Origin of the sequence: Pseudomonas trivialis (assembly GCF_001439805.1) — a bacterium.
GTDB classification, from domain to species: domain Bacteria; phylum Pseudomonadota; class Gammaproteobacteria; order Pseudomonadales; family Pseudomonadaceae; genus Aquipseudomonas; species Aquipseudomonas trivialis.
In genome coordinates this window covers 344,116-361,272 of sequence record NZ_JYLK01000003.1, presented here as the reverse complement: position 1 = coordinate 361,272, position 17,157 = coordinate 344,116, and the positions used below count along the sequence as shown (strand labels likewise).

At 61.5% G+C, this 17,157-nt stretch carries 23 protein-coding genes; 13 read left to right on the top strand and 10 right to left on the bottom strand.

Translation table 11 applies throughout. The features are described from left to right. Window positions 1-27 precede the first annotated feature (27 nt). From rpmA to TU79_RS07120, 6 genes are all read left to right on the top strand, one after another. Window positions 28-285, top strand: coding sequence for a 50S ribosomal protein L27 (rpmA, locus tag TU79_RS07145; RefSeq protein WP_003176049.1), 258 nt, complete (start codon window positions 28-30; stop codon window positions 283-285). A 193-nt stretch (window positions 286-478) separates the two neighbouring features. Further along, window positions 479-1,702, top strand: coding sequence for an Obg family GTPase CgtA (cgtA, locus tag TU79_RS07140; RefSeq protein WP_003230855.1), 1,224 nt, complete (start codon window positions 479-481; stop codon window positions 1,700-1,702). A gap of 116 nt (window positions 1,703-1,818) precedes the next feature. Next, entirely contained in the window at window positions 1,819-2,937 is a 1,119-nt protein-coding gene (proB, locus tag TU79_RS07135; protein WP_057007337.1) for a glutamate 5-kinase, read from the top strand. A gap of 15 nt (window positions 2,938-2,952) precedes the next feature. Next, window positions 2,953-3,417 carry a CreA family protein gene (locus TU79_RS07130; RefSeq protein ID WP_032869812.1) on the top strand — a complete coding sequence of 155 codons (465 nt, stop codon included), beginning with the start codon at window positions 2,953-2,955 and terminating at the stop codon, window positions 3,415-3,417. 100 nt (window positions 3,418-3,517) lie between these two features. Next, a complete protein-coding gene (locus tag TU79_RS07125; RefSeq protein WP_057007336.1) occupies window positions 3,518-4,000 on the top strand; it encodes a glutathione peroxidase in 483 nt (160 codons plus the stop codon). A gap of 113 nt (window positions 4,001-4,113) precedes the next feature. Then, a complete protein-coding gene (locus TU79_RS07120) occupies window positions 4,114-5,217 on the top strand; it encodes an NADH:flavin oxidoreductase (protein ID WP_057007335.1) in 1,104 nt (367 codons plus the stop codon). Here TU79_RS07120 and TU79_RS07115 read toward each other — a convergent pair. Both TU79_RS07115 and cysZ read right to left on the bottom strand, forming a co-directional pair. After that, window positions 5,186-6,388: a glycosyltransferase family 4 protein gene (locus TU79_RS07115; protein ID WP_057007334.1), complete on the bottom strand. Its 1,203-nt coding sequence runs from the start codon at window positions 6,386-6,388 to the stop codon at window positions 5,186-5,188. The two genes, TU79_RS07120 and TU79_RS07115, sit on opposite strands and share 32 nt — an antisense overlap. Before the next feature lie 54 nt (window positions 6,389-6,442). Then, the gene (gene cysZ, locus TU79_RS07110) at window positions 6,443-7,207 is read right to left on the bottom strand and encodes a sulfate transporter CysZ (RefSeq protein WP_057007333.1); all 765 of its coding nucleotides are present in this window, start codon (window positions 7,205-7,207) and stop codon (window positions 6,443-6,445) included. Between cysZ and TU79_RS26260 the strand changes: the two genes are divergently transcribed. Both TU79_RS26260 and trxB read left to right on the top strand, forming a co-directional pair. After that, the gene (locus TU79_RS26260) at window positions 7,206-7,346 is read left to right on the top strand and encodes a hypothetical protein (protein WP_169793784.1); all 141 of its coding nucleotides are present in this window, start codon (window positions 7,206-7,208) and stop codon (window positions 7,344-7,346) included. The two genes, cysZ and TU79_RS26260, sit on opposite strands and share 2 nt — an antisense overlap. A 142-nt stretch (window positions 7,347-7,488) precedes the next feature. Further along, window positions 7,489-8,451 (top strand): thioredoxin-disulfide reductase, encoded by a 963-nt coding sequence (gene trxB / locus TU79_RS07105; protein ID WP_057007332.1) that lies wholly within the window; start codon window positions 7,489-7,491, stop codon window positions 8,449-8,451. A gap of 125 nt (window positions 8,452-8,576) precedes the next feature. On the opposite strand, the gene TU79_RS07100 is transcribed toward trxB, so the two are convergent. From TU79_RS07100 to TU79_RS07075, 6 genes are read right to left on the bottom strand one after another with little or no spacing between them, the layout of a single operon-like run. Then, window positions 8,577-8,918, bottom strand: coding sequence for a HopJ type III effector protein (locus TU79_RS07100; RefSeq protein ID WP_057007331.1), 342 nt, complete (start codon window positions 8,916-8,918; stop codon window positions 8,577-8,579). Further along, window positions 8,911-9,207, bottom strand: a complete 297-nt coding sequence (locus tag TU79_RS07095) for a DUF1244 domain-containing protein (protein ID WP_057007330.1) — start codon at window positions 9,205-9,207, stop codon at window positions 8,911-8,913. Before TU79_RS07095 ends, TU79_RS07100 begins: the two co-directional genes overlap by 8 nt. 16 nt (window positions 9,208-9,223) lie before the next feature. Next, complete coding sequence (gene folX / locus TU79_RS07090; protein WP_057007329.1) at window positions 9,224-9,595, bottom strand: dihydroneopterin triphosphate 2'-epimerase; 372 nt, start codon at window positions 9,593-9,595, stop codon at window positions 9,224-9,226. Window positions 9,596-9,597: 2 nt separating this feature from the next. Beyond that, a complete protein-coding gene (gene folE, locus TU79_RS07085; RefSeq protein ID WP_003230834.1) occupies window positions 9,598-10,158 on the bottom strand; it encodes a GTP cyclohydrolase I FolE in 561 nt (186 codons plus the stop codon). A 20-nt stretch (window positions 10,159-10,178) separates the two neighbouring features. After that, window positions 10,179-10,889: a dihydromonapterin reductase gene (gene folM / locus TU79_RS07080; protein WP_057007328.1), complete on the bottom strand. Its 711-nt coding sequence runs from the start codon at window positions 10,887-10,889 to the stop codon at window positions 10,179-10,181. Window positions 10,890-10,946: 57 nt separating this feature from the next. Beyond that, window positions 10,947-11,504 carry a putative antibiotic biosynthesis monooxygenase gene (locus tag TU79_RS07075; protein ID WP_057007327.1) on the bottom strand — a complete coding sequence of 186 codons (558 nt, stop codon included), beginning with the start codon at window positions 11,502-11,504 and terminating at the stop codon, window positions 10,947-10,949. A 214-nt stretch (window positions 11,505-11,718) separates the two neighbouring features. Between TU79_RS07075 and TU79_RS07070 the strand changes: the two genes are divergently transcribed. Beyond that, window positions 11,719-12,678 (top strand): MerR family transcriptional regulator, encoded by a 960-nt coding sequence (locus TU79_RS07070; protein WP_057007326.1) that lies wholly within the window; start codon window positions 11,719-11,721, stop codon window positions 12,676-12,678. 2 nt (window positions 12,679-12,680) lie between these two features. Here the strand turns inward: TU79_RS07070 and TU79_RS07065 are convergent, their stop codons facing one another. Together TU79_RS07065 and TU79_RS07060 are read right to left on the bottom strand one after the other, a co-directional pair. Then, the gene (locus tag TU79_RS07065; RefSeq protein WP_057007325.1) at window positions 12,681-13,286 is read right to left on the bottom strand and encodes a hypothetical protein; all 606 of its coding nucleotides are present in this window, start codon (window positions 13,284-13,286) and stop codon (window positions 12,681-12,683) included. Between the two features lie 58 nt (window positions 13,287-13,344). After that, window positions 13,345-13,812, bottom strand: coding sequence for a PAS domain-containing protein (locus TU79_RS07060; protein ID WP_057007324.1), 468 nt, complete (start codon window positions 13,810-13,812; stop codon window positions 13,345-13,347). 126 nt (window positions 13,813-13,938) lie between these two features. Here TU79_RS07060 and TU79_RS07055 point away from each other — a divergent pair, with 126 nt between their 5' ends. The 4 genes from TU79_RS07055 to TU79_RS07045 all read left to right on the top strand — a co-directional run bounded on the left by TU79_RS07055 (window position 13,939) and on the right by TU79_RS07045 (window position 16,870). Beyond that, the gene (locus tag TU79_RS07055) at window positions 13,939-14,394 is read left to right on the top strand and encodes a flavodoxin (protein ID WP_057007323.1); all 456 of its coding nucleotides are present in this window, start codon (window positions 13,939-13,941) and stop codon (window positions 14,392-14,394) included. Between the two features lie 189 nt (window positions 14,395-14,583). Further along, window positions 14,584-14,730, top strand: a complete 147-nt coding sequence (locus tag TU79_RS26830; protein WP_156418190.1) for a hypothetical protein — start codon at window positions 14,584-14,586, stop codon at window positions 14,728-14,730. Then, on the top strand, window positions 14,730-15,638 hold the full coding sequence (locus TU79_RS07050) for an alpha/beta fold hydrolase (RefSeq protein ID WP_057007322.1): 909 nt from the start codon (window positions 14,730-14,732) through the stop codon (window positions 15,636-15,638). The genes TU79_RS26830 and TU79_RS07050 overlap by 1 nt, the downstream gene beginning before the upstream one ends. Window positions 15,639-15,958: 320 nt before the next feature. Further along, the gene (locus tag TU79_RS07045) at window positions 15,959-16,870 is read left to right on the top strand and encodes an SDR family oxidoreductase (RefSeq protein WP_057007321.1); all 912 of its coding nucleotides are present in this window, start codon (window positions 15,959-15,961) and stop codon (window positions 16,868-16,870) included. The last annotated feature ends 287 nt before the right edge of the window (window positions 16,871-17,157 follow it).

Below are 17,157 nucleotides of genomic sequence, written 5' to 3'. Positions count from 1 at the left end.
CTAATTCCTCACTAGGAGAATTGACTCATGGCACACAAAAAAGCTGGTGGTAGTACCCGTAACGGTCGCGACTCAGAAGCCAAACGCCTTGGCGTTAAGATGTATGGCGGCCAGAAAATCATTCCGGGCAACATCATCGTGCGTCAGCGCGGCACCCAATTCCACGCCGGTTACGGTGTTGGCATGGGTAAGGATCACACCCTCTTCGCTAAAATCGAAGGCGTGATCAAGTTCGAAGTAAAGGGCGCTTTCAACCGCCGTTACGTGAGCGTTGTCGCAGCTTAATTGCGAGATCGCTGGAAAAGCCCTGTCTTGCGACGGGGCTTTTTCGTTTATGGGGTGAGTCTCTTGCAAAGCTGTTTGTAATGGGCTCAGGCGCTGGTTTTGCGGTCGCTGATTGAGGTCGCTGCGCTCATTTTTGCAAGAGTCTTATGTCTTGGTTTCTTAAGCTCGTCCGTGCGGCGAGAGGCGTTTTGTTATGAAGTTCGTTGATGAAGTTTCCATCCGAGTAAAAGCAGGCGATGGCGGTAACGGTTGCATGAGTTTCCGTCGCGAAAAATTCATTGAAAACGGTGGCCCAAACGGCGGTGACGGCGGTGACGGCGGTTCCATCTACATGATGGCCGACGAAAACCTCAACACCCTGGTCGACTACCGTTACACCCGGCACTTCGATGCCGAGCGTGGCTCCAACGGCGGCAGCACCGACTGCACCGGTAAAAAAGGCGAAGACCTGGTACTGCGCGTACCGGTCGGCACCACCATTATCGACTCGGCTACCCAGGAAGTGATCGGCGACCTGACCAAGGCCGGCCAGAAGCTGATGGTCGTGCAGGGCGGCTGGCACGGTCTGGGTAATACCCGATTCAAGTCCAGCACCAACCGTGCACCCCGCCAGACCACGCCGGGCAAGCCGGGCGAGCAGCGCGACCTCAAGCTGGAGATGAAAGTACTGGCGGACGTGGGCCTGCTGGGCCTGCCGAACGCCGGCAAAAGTACCTTCATCCGCTCGGTCTCGGCCGCCAAGCCGAAAGTCGCCGACTACCCGTTCACCACCCTGGTGCCAAACCTGGGCGTGGTCAGCGTCGACCGCTGGAAGAGCTTTGTGATCGCCGACATTCCCGGCCTGATCGAAGGCGCTTCCGACGGTGCGGGCCTGGGCATTCGCTTCCTCAAGCACTTGTCGCGCACCCGCTTGCTGCTGCACCTCGTCGACATGGCGCCGCTGGATGAAACCAGCGCTGCGGATGCCGCCGAAGTGATCGTCAGCGAACTGACCAAGTTCAGCCCGGCCCTGGCCGAGCGTGATCGCTGGTTGGTGTTGAACAAGTGCGACCAGATCCTTGAAGAGGAGCACGAGGAGCGCGTCAAGGAAATCGTCGACCGCCTGGAATGGGAAGGTCCGGTCTACGTGATCTCGGCCATCGCCAAAGAAGGCACCGAGCGCCTGACCCGCGACATCATGCGCTACTTGGAAGACCGCGCCGACCGCCTGGCGGCCGACCCGGTGTTCAAGGCCGAGCTCGCCGAGCTCGATCAGCAGATCGAAGACGAAGCCCGCGCCCAGCTGCAGGCCCTGGACGACCAGCGTGCCCTGCGCCGCAGCGGCGTGAAGTCGGTCCACGACATCGGCGACGACGATTGGGACGAAGAAGACGTGGATGATGAAGACGGTCCGGAAATCATTTACGTGCGCGACTGATTCGTTGCGATAAACTTGAACGCCGCTCCTTATAAGAGCGGCGTTTTAGTATCCGGGTATAACGTTATATGGGCGGCGCTGGGTCGCGTGCAGCCCTCACTCTAAGGTTGAAGATGATGCGGAGCAAAGTGACAGGCGCGCAGCGCTGGGTCGTAAAGATCGGAAGTGCGCTGCTGACGGCGGATGGCAAAGGTCTGGATCGCGCAGCAATGAGCGTCTGGGTCGAGCAGATGGTGGCCTTGCATGAGGCCGGCGTGGAATTGGTGCTGGTGTCCTCAGGCGCCGTGGCCGCCGGCATGAGCCGCCTCGGCTGGACCGCGCGACCCAGCGCGATGCACGAACTGCAAGCCGCCGCCGCCATCGGCCAGATGGGCCTGGTGCAGGCCTGGGAATCGAGCTTTGCCGAGCACGGCCGTCACACGGCGCAGATCCTGCTGACCCATGACGACCTGTCCGACCGCAAGCGCTACCTCAACGCCCGCAGCACTCTACGCGCACTGGTGGAGCTCAAGGTGATCCCGGTGATCAACGAGAACGACACGGTGGTCACCGACGAAATCCGCTTCGGCGACAACGACACGTTGGCCGCGCTGGTCGCCAACCTGGTCGAAGCCGACCTGCTGGTGATCCTGACCGACCGCGACGGCATGTTCGACGCCGACCCGCGCAACAACCCCGACGCGCAGCTTATTTATGAGGCGCGCGCGGACGACCCCGCGCTGGATGCGGTCGCCGGCAGCGTCGGCGGCGCCCTGGGCCGTGGCGGCATGCAGACCAAGCTGCGCGCCGCACGCCTGGCGGCGCGTTCCGGTGCCCATACCATTATCGTTGGCGGGCGCCTTGAACGCGTGCTGGATCGCCTCAAGGCGGGCGAGCGCATCGGCACGCTGCTGTCGCCGGAACGCGGCATGCTGGCAGCGCGCAAGCAGTGGCTGGCGGGGCACTTGCAAACCCGTGGCACCCTGGTGCTGGATGCCGGTGCGGTCGCGGCGTTGTCCCAGGGCAACAAAAGCCTGCTGCCGGTAGGCGTCAAACGGGTGCAGGGCAGCTTCCGCCGTGGCGAGATGGTGGTGTGTGTCGCGCCTGATGGTCGCGAAATCGCCCGCGGCCTGGCCAACTACAGTGCCCTGGAAGCGCAGAAGATTATTGGACAATCGTCCGACGCCATTGTCGGATTGTTGGGTTACATGGCCGAGCCGGAACTGGTTCACCGCGACAACCTGATCCTGGTTTAACCAAAGGAATACACGATGCGTTTAATGAAGTGCGTACTCGGCCTGTTGTTGCTCACACCGCTGGTGGCCTCAGCCGAAGAAATCGCCCAGGTATCGACGGTTTTCAAGTTTGTCGGCCCCAACGACCGTATCGTTGTCGAAGCCTTTGACGACCCCAAGGTTGACGGCGTGACCTGCTACCTGTCCCGCGCCAAGACCGGCGGCGTCAAGGGCGGCCTGGGCCTGGCCGAAGACCGCGCCGAAGCTTCGATTGCCTGCCGTCAGGTCGGGCCGATCCACTTCAAGGGCGATCTCAAGGATGGCGATGAAGTGTTCAAGGAGCGCACCTCGCTGGTGTTCAAGACCATGCAAGTGGTGCGCTTTCTCGACAAGAAGCGCAATACCCTGGTGTATCTGGTCTACAGCGACCGCCTGATCGAGGGCAGCCCGCAGAATGCGGTCACTGCGATTCCGATTCTGCCGTGGCCGACCGCTCAGTAACCGGCGGGCGAGTTTTGTCGGCGGTGTCTATGATTGCAGGCTCGCGGTCTGTAATCTCGAACCTGTACAACGCAAAGAACATGGATATCTGGAGTTCGTCATGAGTGCTTTCCACGACCTGAAACTCAAAGCTTTGGACGGTCAAGAGCTGCCCCTGGCCCCTTTCAAGGGGCAGGTGGTGCTAGTGGTCAACGTGGCCTCCAAATGTGGTTTGACCCCGCAATACGCTGCGCTCGAAAACCTCTATCAGCAGTACAAGGACCAGGGGTTTACCGTGCTGGGCCTGCCGTGCAACCAGTTTGCGGGGCAGGAGCCGGGCACCGACGAAGAGATCAGCCAGTTCTGCAGCCTGAACTACGGCGTCACCTTTCCCCTGGGCAGCAAACTCGACGTGAACGGCCCTGAGCGGCACCAGTTGTACCGCTTGCTGGCGGGCGAGGGCGCCGAGTTTCCTGGGGATATCACCTGGAACTTCGAGAAATTCCTGTTGGGCAAGGATGGACGCGTGCTGGCGCGTTTCTCGCCACGCACCCCGCCGGAAGCCCCGGCAATCGTCCAGGCCATCGAAAAAGCCCTGAGCTGAGTCACAGACTCCGCTCACTTCTGGCCCTCAATCACTCAGATCAATAGTGCTGTGCGGCGCACGGTCCGGACCATATTATCCACGTCATAAACCCTTCTTTCGTGGAGTGTCCCGTGCCTGTCCAAGCCCTGTTCAAACCCTTCCAACTCGGTACTCTGCAACTGTCGACCCGTGTGGTCATGGCGCCCATGACCCGTTCCTTTTCGCCGGGCGGCGTGCCCAACGCCAAGGTTATCGAGTACTACCGCCGCCGCGCTGCCGCTGGCGTGGGCCTGATCATTACCGAAGGCACCGTGGTCGGTCACCCGGCCTCCAACGGCTACCCCAACGTCCCGCATTTTTACGACGAAGCCGCCCTGGCCGGCTGGAAGCAGGTGGTCGACGCGGTCCATGCCGAAGGCGGCAAGATCGTCCCGCAACTGTGGCACGTGGGCAGTGTGCGTCGTCTCGGCACCGAGCCTGACGCCAGCGTGCCGGCTTACGGCCCGATGGAAAAACTCAAGGACGGCACGGTGGTCGTCCATGGCATGACCGTTGAGGACATCAAGGACGTGATCGACGCCTTCGCCCAGGCTGCCAGGGACGCCCAGCGCATCGGCATGGATGGCGTGGAGATTCACGGCGCTCACGGTTACCTGATCGACCAGTTTTTTTGGGAAGGCAGCAACCAGCGTACCGACGAATACGGCGGCAGCCTGGCCAAACGTTCGCGGTTTGCCATCGAGTTGGTCCAGGCCACCCGTGCCGCCGTGGGCCCGGATTTCCCGATCATCTTCCGTTTCTCCCAGTGGAAACAGCAGGACTACACCGCGCGCCTGGTGCAAACCCCGGAGGCGCTCGAAGAATTCCTCAAACCGTTGTCCGATGCCGGTGTGGATATTTTTCACTGCTCCACCCGTCGCTTCTGGGAGCCAGAGTTCGAAGGCTCCGACCTCAACCTGGCTGGCTGGACGCGTCAGCTCACCGGCAAGCCGACCATCACGGTGGGCAGCGTCGGCCTGGATGGCGAGTTTCTGCAGTTTATGGTCAACACCGACAAGGTCGCGCAGCCGGCCAGCCTGGAAAAGCTGCTCGAGCGCCTGAACAACGACGAATTCGATCTGGTGGCCGTGGGCCGAGCCCTGCTGGTGGACCCGGAGTGGGCGGTGAAGGTGCGTGAAGGGCGTGAGGGCGATATCCTGCCGTTCAGTCGTGAGGCGCTGACGACCCTGGTGTAAAGGGCGTGAGGAGCGGCGACGGATGCGGCTCCTGGCATACACCGCGCAGCTGGCGCTCGAATTGCTCGATAATCGCCGTCCATCCCTGGCGGCTCGCATGCTGGCGCGCGTTGAGGCGCGCCCTGCGCAAGGTCTCGCGTTCTTCCAGCAGCCAGATGGCCGCGTCGCAGAACGCGCCCTCATCGCCAGGCATGGCCAGTACGCCGTTGTAGCCGTGGCGAATATGCTGGGTGGCCGCCGCCTGGTCATACGCCACCACACCAAGCCCAGAGGCCATGGCTTCCAGCACCACATTGCCGAAGGTCTCGGTCAGGCTGGGAAACAGGAACAGATCGCCGCTAGCGTAATGGCGCGCCAGTTCTTCGCCTCGCCGGGTGCCGCAGAACACGGCGTCGGGCAGGTCGCGTTCCAGTACGGCGCGTTGCGGGCCGTCGCCGACGATGATCAACTTCATGCGCCGAGCGGGATAGCTGTCCTGCAACCCTTCAAAGCAGCGTTTGAGCAGCCCGAGGTTTTTCTCCGGAGCCAGGCGTCCTACGTGCAGCACGGCGATGTCGTCGTTCTCCAGGCCCCAGGTCTCACGCAGCGTGCAGTCACGTTTGGCGGGATGGAACAGTTGGCTGTCGACCCCGCGCGACAACATCCCCAGACGTTCGAAATGCCGGCGCTCCAGCTCCAGGCGCTGGCTGGCGCTGGGCACCAGGGTCAGGCTCGAGCGATTATGAAACCAGCGCAGGTAATGCGTAACCAGACGGCTCAGCAGGCTCAGCCCGTAGCGGTTAGTGTATTGCTGAAAGTTGGTGTGAAAGCCACTCACCACGCTGATCCCCAAGCGACGCGCCGCGCGCAGCGCCGAGAGCCCCAGCGGCCCCTCAGTGGCGATGTACAGCACATCCGGGCGTTGGCGCGTCCAGCGTCGCAACAGCTTGTGCATCGACGACTGGCCCCATTGCAGGCCGGGGTAACCCGGCAGTGGCCAGCCGCGGCACAGCAGCAGTTCGTCGTCGCTGGGCCGGCACTGGTCGACGCCCTGGCGCGGGCGAACCAGTTCGACCACATGGCCACGGGCGCGCAAACCGTCGCACAGGCGACCAAGGGTATTGGCCACCCCGTTGATTTCCGGCGGGAAGGTTTCGGTGATCAGAGTGATATGGAGCGAGGCTGTCGTCATGACCCACAGTGTCGCTGTGGGCCATGTCGCCAATGTGTCGCGCGGATGATGGATTTATGACCGAGTGATCGGTTTCACCGCCATCGCCTCGGCGCCTTGTTCGCGCACCCAGAACAGCGTGGCGCCGGCCACCGCCGCCGGCATCATTAGCAGGTTCACCACCGGCACCAGCAGCACCAGGTAGACAATCCCGCCAAAGCTCATGCTCTGCCAGCGCTTCTGGCGCAGCCAGGCGAGCATTTCATTCCAGCCCAGCTTGTGGTTGTCGGCCGGGTAGTCGATGTACTGGATCGCCATCATCCATACGCCGAACAGCAACCAAAGCGGCGCTGCGATCAGGTTGACCACCGGAATGAACGACAGGATAAACAGCCCGATGGCGCGGGGCAGAAAATAGCCCAGCTTGCGCATTTCCCGCGCCAGGGTGCGCGGGACCATGGCGATCAACTCGCCCCAGCTGAACGCCGGGAAGTCGTCGGTGCCGCGTACCACCACTTCGACCTTTTCCGACAGAAACCCGTTGAACGGCGCTGCGATGATGTTGGCGAGCATGGTGAAGGTGAAAAACACCATCAGCACCACCAGCACCACGAACAGCGGCCACAACAGGTAATTCAGAAAGCTCAGCCAGCCGGGCAGCGTTGGCATCAGGTGATCGACCCACAGGCTGAACTGATGGCCGGCGAAATAGATCAAGCCGACGAACAGCGCCAGGTTGATCGCCAGCGGCAGCAGCACAAACAGGCGCAGACCTGGGCTCAATACCAGTTTGAGGCCTTCGCGCAGGTATTGCGGGCCGGAAAGAACAGGAGCAGGCATGGTGAACTCCGAGCAGGATAACGAACGCGCCGACCTTACCGACTTTGCACGCAAGTCGAAAGCGGCAACATCAGCAGTAACAAAGCCGTCGATGAGTCGAGCCGGCTGCATAGAGACCACCTATGAGCTGGATTGTTAATGCGTATTTCCTTAATCTTGCCCCCCTCTATACGCTGCACCCATCATTTTCAGGATCTGCGAGTTCAAGCCTTCCCCAAGTGCTTCGCAGTCCTTTTTTATTCCAGCCGTCCTGTTCTGCGGGCGGTCGACAGGAGTGAGTCATGTCTGATACCCGTCATTCACGAGTGATTATTCTCGGTTCCGGCCCTGCCGGTTACAGCGCTGCCGTCTACGCTGCCCGGGCCAACCTCAAGCCGCTGCTGATCACCGGCATGCAGGCGGGCGGTCAGTTGACCACCACCACGGAAGTCGACAACTGGCCGGGCGACGTGCACGGCCTGACCGGCCCGGCGCTGATGGAGCGTATGAAGGAGCACGCCGAGCGTTTTGAAACCGAGATTGTCTTCGACCACATCAACAAGGTCGACTTCTCCAAAAAGCCTTACAGCCTGACCGGCGACAGCGGCGTGTACACCTGTGACGCACTGATCATCGCCACCGGCGCCAGTGCCCGTTACCTGGGCCTGCCGTCGGAAGAAGCGTTCATGGGCAAAGGCGTGTCCGCTTGCGCCACCTGCGACGGTTTCTTTTACCGCAACAAGCCGGTCGCCGTGGTCGGTGGTGGCAACACCGCCGTGGAAGAGGCGCTGTACCTGGCCAATATCGCCAGCACCGTGACCCTGGTGCACCGCCGCGAGACCTTCCGCGCCGAGAAGATCCTGATCGACAAGCTGCACGCCCGTGTCGCTGAAGGCAAGATTATCCTCAAGCTCAACGCCACTCTGGACGAAGTCCTGGGCGACAACATGGGCGTGACCGGTGCGCGTCTGAAAAACAACGACGGCAGCTTCGACGAGTTGAGCGTCGACGGTGTGTTCATTGCCATTGGCCACACCCCGAACACCTCGTTGTTCGAAGGCGTGCTGGAAGCCAAGGACGGTTACCTGGTGGTGCAGGGCGGCCGCGAAGGCAACGCCACCGCCACCAACATCGACGGCATTTTTGCCGCCGGTGACGTGGCCGACCACGTTTACCGCCAGGCCATCACCTCGGCCGGCGCCGGTTGCATGGCGGCTCTGGATGCCGAGCGCTACCTCGACGGCCTGCAGAACGCTTCGTTCTAAACCACGCGGCAAAACAAATGTGGGAGGGGGCTTGCTCCCGATTGCAGTGTGTCAGTCACTCATACTTTGATTGACCCACCGCCATCGGGAGCAAGCCCCCTCCCACATTTTGATCTATGTCTGGCTCAGGATTTGCGGGTCAGCGGCTGCGCGGTGAACTTCACCCCGGCCAGGCCATGCTCGATCAACGCGCGGATATTGCCATGGTCACTGCCCTCCGGCGTCGCCACCACCGAGCGGTAATGCTCCCCAAACGCCAGCAGCGCTTCCTGATCGCTTAACCCTTCCAGCAACGCCAGTCCCAGGGTCTTGCACGACCCCTCGTTCTGCCCGGCCGCATTTTCCACGCCGCCATTGGTGAAGGCTTGCGGCTGGTAGTCGTAACCGGCTGCGATAAAGGCCAGGGTGTCGGCAAACAGGTGTTTGCCGCTGTTGAGGCTGGCACGCAGGGTGTTCAGGTCAGTCATGGGTTTTTCCTTTGGCGAACGCAGCCTGCTGGTCGGCGCTGGCTTCTTGCTGGTATTGGGCTTTCCACTCGGCGTAGGGCATGCCGTACACCACCTCACGGGCGTCATCCAGGCTCAGTTCGATCTGGCGCTCGTCGGCCTCGGCCTTGTACCACTTGGACAAGCAGTTACGGCAGAAGCCCGACAGGTTCATCAGGTCAATGTTCTGTACATCCTTGCGGCTGTCCAGGTGTGCCACCAGCCGGCGAAAGGCGGCGGCTTCGAGTTCGAGGCGTTGTTGGTCGTTCATAGGGCTCACTTCACTGTCAGCGGCTGGCCGCCAGGGTAATCGACACCGATTCGGCAAAGCGCAGCGCATGGGGCTTGTCCACTTCGACTTCGGCATACAGCACGGATTCATTGCCCATCACCAGGTCCAGCAGTTCCTGGGTGAGGCGTTCGAGCAAGGCAAAGCGGTTGCCTTCCACGTGGGCGATGATTGCCTTGGTGATGGTGCGGTAGTTCAGGGCGTGGTCGATATCATTGTCGCGCACGGCTGCCTGGGCGGCATACAGGATGGTCAGGTTGATCAGCACGTCCTGCTTGTTGAGGATTTCTTCCTCGTTGATGCCGATAAAGGTACGCAGGCACAGGTCCTTGACCCTGATGCGCGCCATGCCTGGTTGAAGTTGTGGCATTGCTACTTGCTCCGTCCAATCAGTTGCAGGAACTCCATGCGCGTGGTGCTCGACTCGCGAAACGCGCCGAGCATCACCGAAGTGTTCATGGTTGAATTCTGTTTTTCCACGCCGCGCATCATCATGCACATGTGCCGGGCCTCGATCACCACTGCCACGCCGGCGGCCTGGGTCACGTCCTGGATGGCGTCGGCGATCTGCCGCGTGAGGTTTTCCTGGATCTGCAGGCGCCGGGCAAACATATCGACGATGCGCGCCAGCTTCGACAGGCCCAGCACCTTGCCGGTCGGAATATAGGCCACATGGGCCTTGCCGATAAAGGGCAGCAGGTGGTGCTCGCACAGCGAATACAGCTCGATGTCCTTGAGGATCACCATCTCATCGTTGTCGGACGCGAACAGCGCGCCGTTGACGATGGTTTCCAGATTCTGCTCGTAGCCATGACACAGGTACTGCATGGCCTTGGCGGCGCGCTTGGGGGTGTCGAGCAAACCTTCGCGCTCCGGGTCTTCACCCAGACCCTTGAGGATCTCGCGATAGTGGTGGGGCAGGGATACAGTCATACAACATCCTCAAAAACGGCTTATTTGATATGCCGCCCACCGTTAACGGTCAGGGTGGTTCCGGTGACATAGGGGTTGTCCAGCAGGTAACGCACACCCTGGTAGATCACGTCGGGCCCGGGCTCGATGCCCAGGGCTGACTTGGCCAGGACTTTGTCGCGGTAAGCCGCATCGTCGCCCTCGTTGAACATCACCATCGCCGGTGCAATGCCGTTGACCTTGATCAATGGCGCGAACTGCGCGGCAAACGACAGCGTGAGGCTGTCGAGCCCGGCCTTGGTGGCGCAATAGGCGATGTGCTGGCGGCTGCCCTTGCGTACCGCGTCATCGCTGATGTGCACGATATCGGCAGGTGTCGAGCGTTGCAGCAAGGTTGAACAATGCAGGTTGATCAGATACGGCGCAAGCATGTGCACGCTGAACATGTCGGTAAACGCGCGGCTTTCGTCGCCCGGCGTTTCCGCAGCCCAGGTCGAAGCATTGTGGATGATGGCGCGCAGGCAGTCGGTGTGGGTTTTCAGCTCGGTGATAAACGCAAGAATCCCGGCCTCGCTGGAGAAGTCGGCAAACAGGCCTGTTGCGCCACGCTCGCGCAACGCGTGAACGCCCGGGCGCTCGCTGCGGTAGCTGAAAATCACCGGCTGACCCGCGTCCAGCAGGCGCTCGGCGCAATGCAGGCCGACGCGCTGGGCAGCGCCGGTGATCAGGATCGGGGCAAGGGGTGCGGTCATGGGAGGCTCAGGTCGCGGGCAAGTTGAAACTATACCAGCGACCGGCCTTCCCTGTACTCAGGCCGGGGCTGGCGTGACCTTGGGCGGCGGCGATGGGTGGAGCCAGTTGGCCAGCAGGTGGGTCGACAAAGGAATGAACCAGAACACCATCAGTGGCGTGAGCGCCAGGGTGCTGACCAGAATGCGCGGGAACAGGTCCAGCTCGCCCAGCAGCGGCCCCAGGCCAAAGTTGAACAGCAGCGACACCGGGAAAAACGCCAGCCAGATCGCCACCGCCTGCTTCCAGCGTGGCGGTCGCGCGCCCGCCGCGCCAAACCAGCCATCGATGCCGCGCACGCGGTGTTCGGACGGGTCGGCAAACAGCTCGCTGCCACGGCTCAGCCACGCACTGCGCGAGGCGGAAAACTCCCAGGCATGCAGGGTGATTTCGTCGGCGAAGCGGAAGATGATCTGGAATTCATCGTCATGGGGCGGCGGGGCCAGCACGCCGGAGCCCAGGTAACCGGGGAAGTCCGTGGCCAGTTGCTCGCCTTCGCGCAGCCAGGCCATCAGTTCTTCGTAGCGTCCTTTGGCCACGCGGCGCGCAACCATCAAGGTGACGGGTGAGGTAGACATTGTGTATCTCCAAATGTACGGGTGCGCTGAACCGGGTAGGTGGCGCACAAACGAAGCTGCGGGGTGTTGCAGCTCTGTTGAAAAGGCAGGCAAGGATTATTCCTGTTTTGCGCGAATACACCAGCGACATTGGTCCGATAGGCACGGTCCTTGAAAAACAACGGTATAAAAGCGTTAAATAGGATCCAATTTCACGCGCGTCGTTGGCCTCCTGATGTCCGAAACCATTGCTTCTGTCCACGAAATCGCCCCGGTTGCCGACTCCGTTTCCGACGAGCTGTTTCCCATTCGTGAAGTCTCCAGATTGACCGGCGTTAACCCCGTCACCCTGCGTGCCTGGGAGCGTCGTTATGCCCTGATCCAGCCCACACGCACCGAAAGCGGGCATCGCCTGTATTCCAGAGCGGATATCGACACAGTCAATCGCATCCTCGACTGGATCGAACGGGGCCTGGCCGTCAGCAAGGTCGCGAAGATCATCGCCCGTGATGACCAGCAGGCTGTGGTGGTGCGCGCTGAGCGAAACGCGGGCGAGGAGTGCGAAGGGCCGAGTTTGCAGGCGCAGTTGATGCTTGCCATCAGCGCTTTTGACGATGCCCGGCTGGACACCCTCTACGGCCAGATTTTTGCGACTTACCCGGCGAGCGTAGCGTTCCAGGAGATCCTCATGCCGCTGTGGAACGACCTGTTGCGCCACCAAGGCCGCTTCGGCCAGGCCAGTGAATGGTTATTCTTCGATAACTTCCTGCGCGCCAGCACCTCAAAACGCCTGCGTCTGGCCTGCGCCTCTCCGGCACCGCGTGTGTTGCTGGCGGCCATTGCCGGCGAGTGTCGTGAGCTTGAATTGTTGGTGGCTGGGGTTTTGATGAGCAGCGATCAGCTCTCGGTCAAGGTGCTGGGCGTGGGCCAGCCGTTCGATGAGTTGACGCTGGTGTGCGAAAAGACCCGGCCGCGCGCACTGGTGTTGTTTTCCAATCACGCGCCTGGCAACGAATTGCCGCTGCGCCTGAGGCGCCTGGCGCTGACCCTGGACTGCCCACTGCTGCTGGCCGGGGATGCATCGGACCTGGCCCGCGAAAACCTGGCGGATTCCACCATCGGCTGCCTGGGCAATGACGGTCAGTCGATGCAGGCTCGCTTGCAGCAGTTTCTCGGCGCGAAGCTGGATGCCTGACTTCAGGCATGCATGTGCGGATGCACCCGGCGATGTTCGTGCAGAATGAACTGGCGCAGGCGCTCGGTTTCATCCGCATCAACCTGGCTCAAGCGGTAGGCAAACAGGCCCCGCGCCGTCTCCCGCTCGAACGCCCCGCGCAGCGAAATGCGTTCGTAGCCCGATGGGCTGAACCACAGCGAAAAGCTCTTGGGCGGCTTGACCCGGCCACGCATCTCCACCAGCACGCCTTTGAATGACACCTGATGCACCCACAGCGCGCCGGGGGTGCCGCGGATGTTCTCCAGCGCCACCGGTGTGTCCAGCGCCAGGCGCCACGGGCGGATCATCGGCCCGTCTTCGAAGATGCTCGGCACCCCGACGCGCAAATGCACTGCATTGAACTCATCCTCCACCAGATGCAGAGGGAAAGTGAGTTGCTGGTTATCGAATTGCGCCTGCAGCGTGACGTGATCGTGAGCCGCCAGCCGGGTGAGCAGGTCGCGCAATTGCGCACCGCCATTGACCGTCAGGCTCGACGAAGCATCCCTTAGATTGAGCTGGGGGTTGTGCTGCATGTTCTGAATGAAATCCAACTCGTCCTGAGTCAGAAGCGCTTCGCGTGACATTGATCGGGCTCAATGAGGAAGAATGAGGGGCGATTATCCATTCTAATGCCCACGGGTTCTAAACTTTATTCGATCCGGCGGCCGCCTTCAGTGCTGCGAGCTCAGCCTTGACCTCGGCCAGTTCCGCTTCCAGTTGCGCTACGCGCTGCTGGGCCTTGACCTGCAGCGTAACGTCCTTTTGCACACCGATGAAATACGTCAGCTTGTCGGCCTCGTTATACAGCGTTGAAAGCGACAGTTCATTCCAGAACGGCGTGCCGTCCTTGCGGTAGTTGCGCAGGATTTCGCGGCAGGAGGTGCCCTCCCGCATGGCTTTGCGAACGACCGTCAGACCCGGCTGGTCGCGGTCACCGGTCTGCAGGAAGCGGCAGTCCTGGTAGAGAATTTCATCGAGTGTGTAGCCGGTCAGGCGTTCGAAAGCCGGGTTGACGTAGATCACCGGCGTCTCGCGGCCTTCCCGTTCGGCGACCACGATGCCGTCGTTGGAAGCGTTGATCACCATTTGCATCAGGTTGGGGTTAATCATTGAACGGTCCAAAGCAGGTTTTCAAAGGGCAGTTTATGGCACCGGCAGGATGTTGCACGGGCGCGCCGAAATATTTGCCTCAGCTGTTAATATCCCAGGCTTTCACTCAACCACAGGATCAGATTGATGAAAGTCGCCATCCTTTCCGGCTCAGTGTACGGCACGGCTGAAGAAGTCGCCCGCCACGCCGCCGGTATTCTCAATGCGGCCGGTTTCGACGCCTGGCACAACCCCCGCGCCACCCTGGCAGATGTGCAGGCGTTTGCGCCCCAAGCGTTGCTGGCCGTGACCTCCACCACCGGCATGGGCGAATTGCCCGACAATCTGCAGCCATTGTATTCAAGCATCCGTGACCAACTGCCCGCCGCCTGGCGCGGCTTGCCGGGCGCCGTGATCGGACTGGGCGACGCCAGCTATGGCGACACCTTTTGCAGCGGTGGCGAACAGATGCGCGAATTGTTCAGCGAGCTTGGGGTGCGCGAAGTGCTGCCGATGCTGCGTCTGGACGCCAGCGAAAGTGTTACCCCGGAAGCCGACGCCGAGCCCTGGCTGGGCGATCTGGTGACGGCCCTGCACGGCTGATTGCGGCTTTTCTGGCGGCGCTTCTCTGACGCCGCCGACCCCTTGTCTGAACTATTCTTGCAACTGACTCGCACGGTCATCAAGCTGGCTGCGAAGGCAACTTATCGCGCCAGGGTGTCTGACTAGACTGGCTCATACGCCCACTATCATTAGAAAAATAATAAGAAATACGCCAAGGAGGTCATTGCCGTGAGCCTATCCCCCGTTTTATCTCCACCCAACGTCAAAGACCAGGTCAGGGCCGTCACCCGCAGTGCCCACAGCCTGGGTGGCGCGCTGGTCAGGTCGGCGCCGCTGCGCAAACTCGACCTGCAAGACCCGGGGTATAAAACCTGATGCCGCTCGCCGAGATCCCGTTGCGTGCCTGGCGCAAGCGCAGCCGCAGTTTTGAGTTTCGCGGCCACACCATTCGTTATTGGGTGGCTGGCCAGGGTGAGCCGCTGCTGCTGATCCACGGCTTCCCCACCGCCAGTTGGGACTGGCACTACCTGTGGCAGCCTCTGGCCCATCGCAACCTGGTGATCGCCTGCGACATGCTCGGCTTTGGCGATTCGGCCAAGCCACTGGATCACGGCTATTGCCTGCTGGAGCAGGCCGATCTGCAACAGGCGCTGCTCAAGCACCTGGGGGTCGAGCAACCCGTGCATGTGCTGGCCCATGACTACGGTGACAGCGTCGCCCAGGAACTGCTGGCCCGGCACCACGAAGGCCGCTTCCAGATGGCCAGCTGCGTGTTCCTCAACGGCGGGCTGTTTCCCGAAACCCATCGCCCGGCGCTGGTTCAAAAGCTCTTGCTCAGCCCCCTGGGCTGGATGATCGGCCGCGCCTTTGGGCGCAACGCCCTGTCCAACAGCTTCAGCCAGATCTTCGGCCCCCAGACCCGCCCCAGCGAAAGCGCTCTGGACGATTTCTGGAGCCTGATCAGCGCCAACGACGGCACGCGCATCCTGCACAAACTCATCGCCTACGTGCCCCAGCGCCGCGCCCTGCGCGATCGCTGGGTGGCGGCCATGCAAGTGGGCGATGTGCCGTTGCGCGTGATCGATGGCGAGGTCGACCCGATCTCCGGCGCGCACATGGTGGAGCGATACCATCAACTGGTGCCCCACGCCGATACCGTACTGCTGACCAACATCGGCCACTACCCGCAGATCGAAGCGCCGGTGCAGGTGCTCAAGCATTACCTGACGTTTCGCGCACACATCGCACGCGCCACCGTGTGGGAGGGGGCTTGCTCGCGATGAAGGCTTGGGTAAGCCTATTTCAGCCAACCAATATTCCCGTGGCGAGCAGGTTTGTCGTGGCGAGCGGGCTTGCCCCGCGTTGGGGTGCGAAGCAGCCCCAAAACCAGACTCTGCGCAGGGTCTGGTAAACCGCATTTTCCTTGATTGGGGGCGCTTCGCACCCCAACGCGGGGCAAGCCCGCTCGCCACAACGAACGTGCTTGGCACGCAATCATCCCGCTGCCTTATCGCGCACCATTCAGCCGCGGCCGTGTTCATTGTGACCATCCGCCCGGTGCCGGACACTCAAGCCATTGCCATTGTCGCCTGTGGAGTTCGGTATGAGTGAGTCAGTGCAGTTCCAGGATAAGGTTGTGATCGTCACCGGTGCCGGCGGCGGGTTGGGCCGCGCCCATGCGCTGCTGTTTGCCAGGCACGGGGCCAAAGTGCTGGTCAACGATCTCGGCGGTTCCGCCCAGGGCGAGGGCGCCAACGCCTCGGCGGCCGACCGGGTGGTCGCCGAAATCCGCGAGGCCGGCGGCATTGCCCAGGCCAACCATGACTCGGTCACCGACGGCGACAGGATTGTGCAGAACGCCATGGACGCATTCGGCCGCATCGACGTGGTGGTCAACAACGCCGGCATCCTGCGTGACAAAACCTTCCACAAGATGGAGGACAGCGATTGGGACCTGGTTTACCGGGTGCATGTCGAAGGTGCCTACAAAGTCACCCGCGCCGCCTGGCCGCACCTGCGTGAGCAAGCCTACGGTCGGGTAATCTTCACCGCGTCCACTTCTGGCATCTACGGCAACTTCGGCCAGTCCAACTACGGCATGGCCAAGCTCGGGCTCTATGGCCTGACCCGCACCCTGGCGCTGGAAGGGCGTAAACACAACATTCTGGTGAATGCCATCGCCCCGACGGGCGCCACGCGCATGACCGAAGGCCTGATTCCGCCGCAGGTGTTCGAGCGCCTCAAGCCGGAGTTGGTCAGCCCGCTGGTGGTGTACCTGGGCAGCGAGGCCTGCCAGGACACCTCGGGCCTGTTTGAAGTCGGTGGCGGCTGGATCGGCAAGACCCGCTGGGAGCGCAGCCTGGGGGTGGGTTTTGACCCGCAGGCCGGGTTCTCGCCCGACGATGTGGCGGCCCATTGGGCGCAGATCTGCGACTTCGAAGGGGCCGCCCATCCGCAGGACAACATCGAGGCACTGAAGGAAATGATGGCCAATTTGCAGAAATACAGCCTCTGATCGTTGCGTGATCGTCCTTTAATCCCCAGGCAAAAAAAAGCCGCTGCAAACGCAGCGGCTGAAGTAAGACGTTGTACCAAGGAGCGGCAGATAAACGTCAATGAACACCGATAACCGATTGAATAAAAACATCAATCGAGTTGAATCCGGCTTTGCACCCTGGGGTGGGAGCGAGCGCAGTGCTCTTAAAGCACGGCAAGAATAGTCGTTTGTTACAGAATGAGTAATACCTCATCAAGACAAGGACTGTTGCAAATTTTGTAACGATCCATCCATTTCTCTGATGG

Coding starts and splice junctions, on each gene's coding strand:
- rpmA (WP_003176049.1), top strand. CDS start 28: ATGGCACACAAAAAAGCTGGTGGTAGTACCCGTAACGGTCGCGACTCA.
- cgtA (WP_003230855.1), top strand. CDS start 479: ATGAAGTTCGTTGATGAAGTTTCCATCCGAGTAAAAGCAGGCGATGGC.
- proB (WP_057007337.1), top strand. CDS start 1,819: ATGCGGAGCAAAGTGACAGGCGCGCAGCGCTGGGTCGTAAAGATCGGA.
- TU79_RS07130 (WP_032869812.1), top strand. CDS start 2,953: ATGCGTTTAATGAAGTGCGTACTCGGCCTGTTGTTGCTCACACCGCTG.
- TU79_RS07125 (WP_057007336.1), top strand. CDS start 3,518: ATGAGTGCTTTCCACGACCTGAAACTCAAAGCTTTGGACGGTCAAGAG.
- TU79_RS07115 (WP_057007334.1), bottom strand. CDS start 6,388: ATGACGACAGCCTCGCTCCATATCACTCTGATCACCGAAACCTTCCCG.
- TU79_RS26260 (WP_169793784.1), top strand. CDS start 7,206: ATGGTGAACTCCGAGCAGGATAACGAACGCGCCGACCTTACCGACTTT.
- cysZ (WP_057007333.1), bottom strand. CDS start 7,207: ATGCCTGCTCCTGTTCTTTCCGGCCCGCAATACCTGCGCGAAGGCCTC.
- trxB (WP_057007332.1), top strand. CDS start 7,489: ATGTCTGATACCCGTCATTCACGAGTGATTATTCTCGGTTCCGGCCCT.
- TU79_RS07100 (WP_057007331.1), bottom strand. CDS start 8,918: ATGACTGACCTGAACACCCTGCGTGCCAGCCTCAACAGCGGCAAACAC.
- TU79_RS07095 (WP_057007330.1), bottom strand. CDS start 9,207: ATGAACGACCAACAACGCCTCGAACTCGAAGCCGCCGCCTTTCGCCGG.
- folX (WP_057007329.1), bottom strand. CDS start 9,595: ATGCCACAACTTCAACCAGGCATGGCGCGCATCAGGGTCAAGGACCTG.
- folE (WP_003230834.1), bottom strand. CDS start 10,158: ATGACTGTATCCCTGCCCCACCACTATCGCGAGATCCTCAAGGGTCTG.
- folM (WP_057007328.1), bottom strand. CDS start 10,889: ATGACCGCACCCCTTGCCCCGATCCTGATCACCGGCGCTGCCCAGCGC.
- TU79_RS07075 (WP_057007327.1), bottom strand. CDS start 11,504: ATGTCTACCTCACCCGTCACCTTGATGGTTGCGCGCCGCGTGGCCAAA.
- TU79_RS07070 (WP_057007326.1), top strand. CDS start 11,719: ATGTCCGAAACCATTGCTTCTGTCCACGAAATCGCCCCGGTTGCCGAC.
- TU79_RS07065 (WP_057007325.1), bottom strand. CDS start 13,286: ATGTCACGCGAAGCGCTTCTGACTCAGGACGAGTTGGATTTCATTCAG.
- TU79_RS07060 (WP_057007324.1), bottom strand. CDS start 13,812: ATGATTAACCCCAACCTGATGCAAATGGTGATCAACGCTTCCAACGAC.
- TU79_RS07055 (WP_057007323.1), top strand. CDS start 13,939: ATGAAAGTCGCCATCCTTTCCGGCTCAGTGTACGGCACGGCTGAAGAA.
- TU79_RS07050 (WP_057007322.1), top strand. CDS start 14,730: ATGCCGCTCGCCGAGATCCCGTTGCGTGCCTGGCGCAAGCGCAGCCGC.
- TU79_RS07045 (WP_057007321.1), top strand. CDS start 15,959: ATGAGTGAGTCAGTGCAGTTCCAGGATAAGGTTGTGATCGTCACCGGT.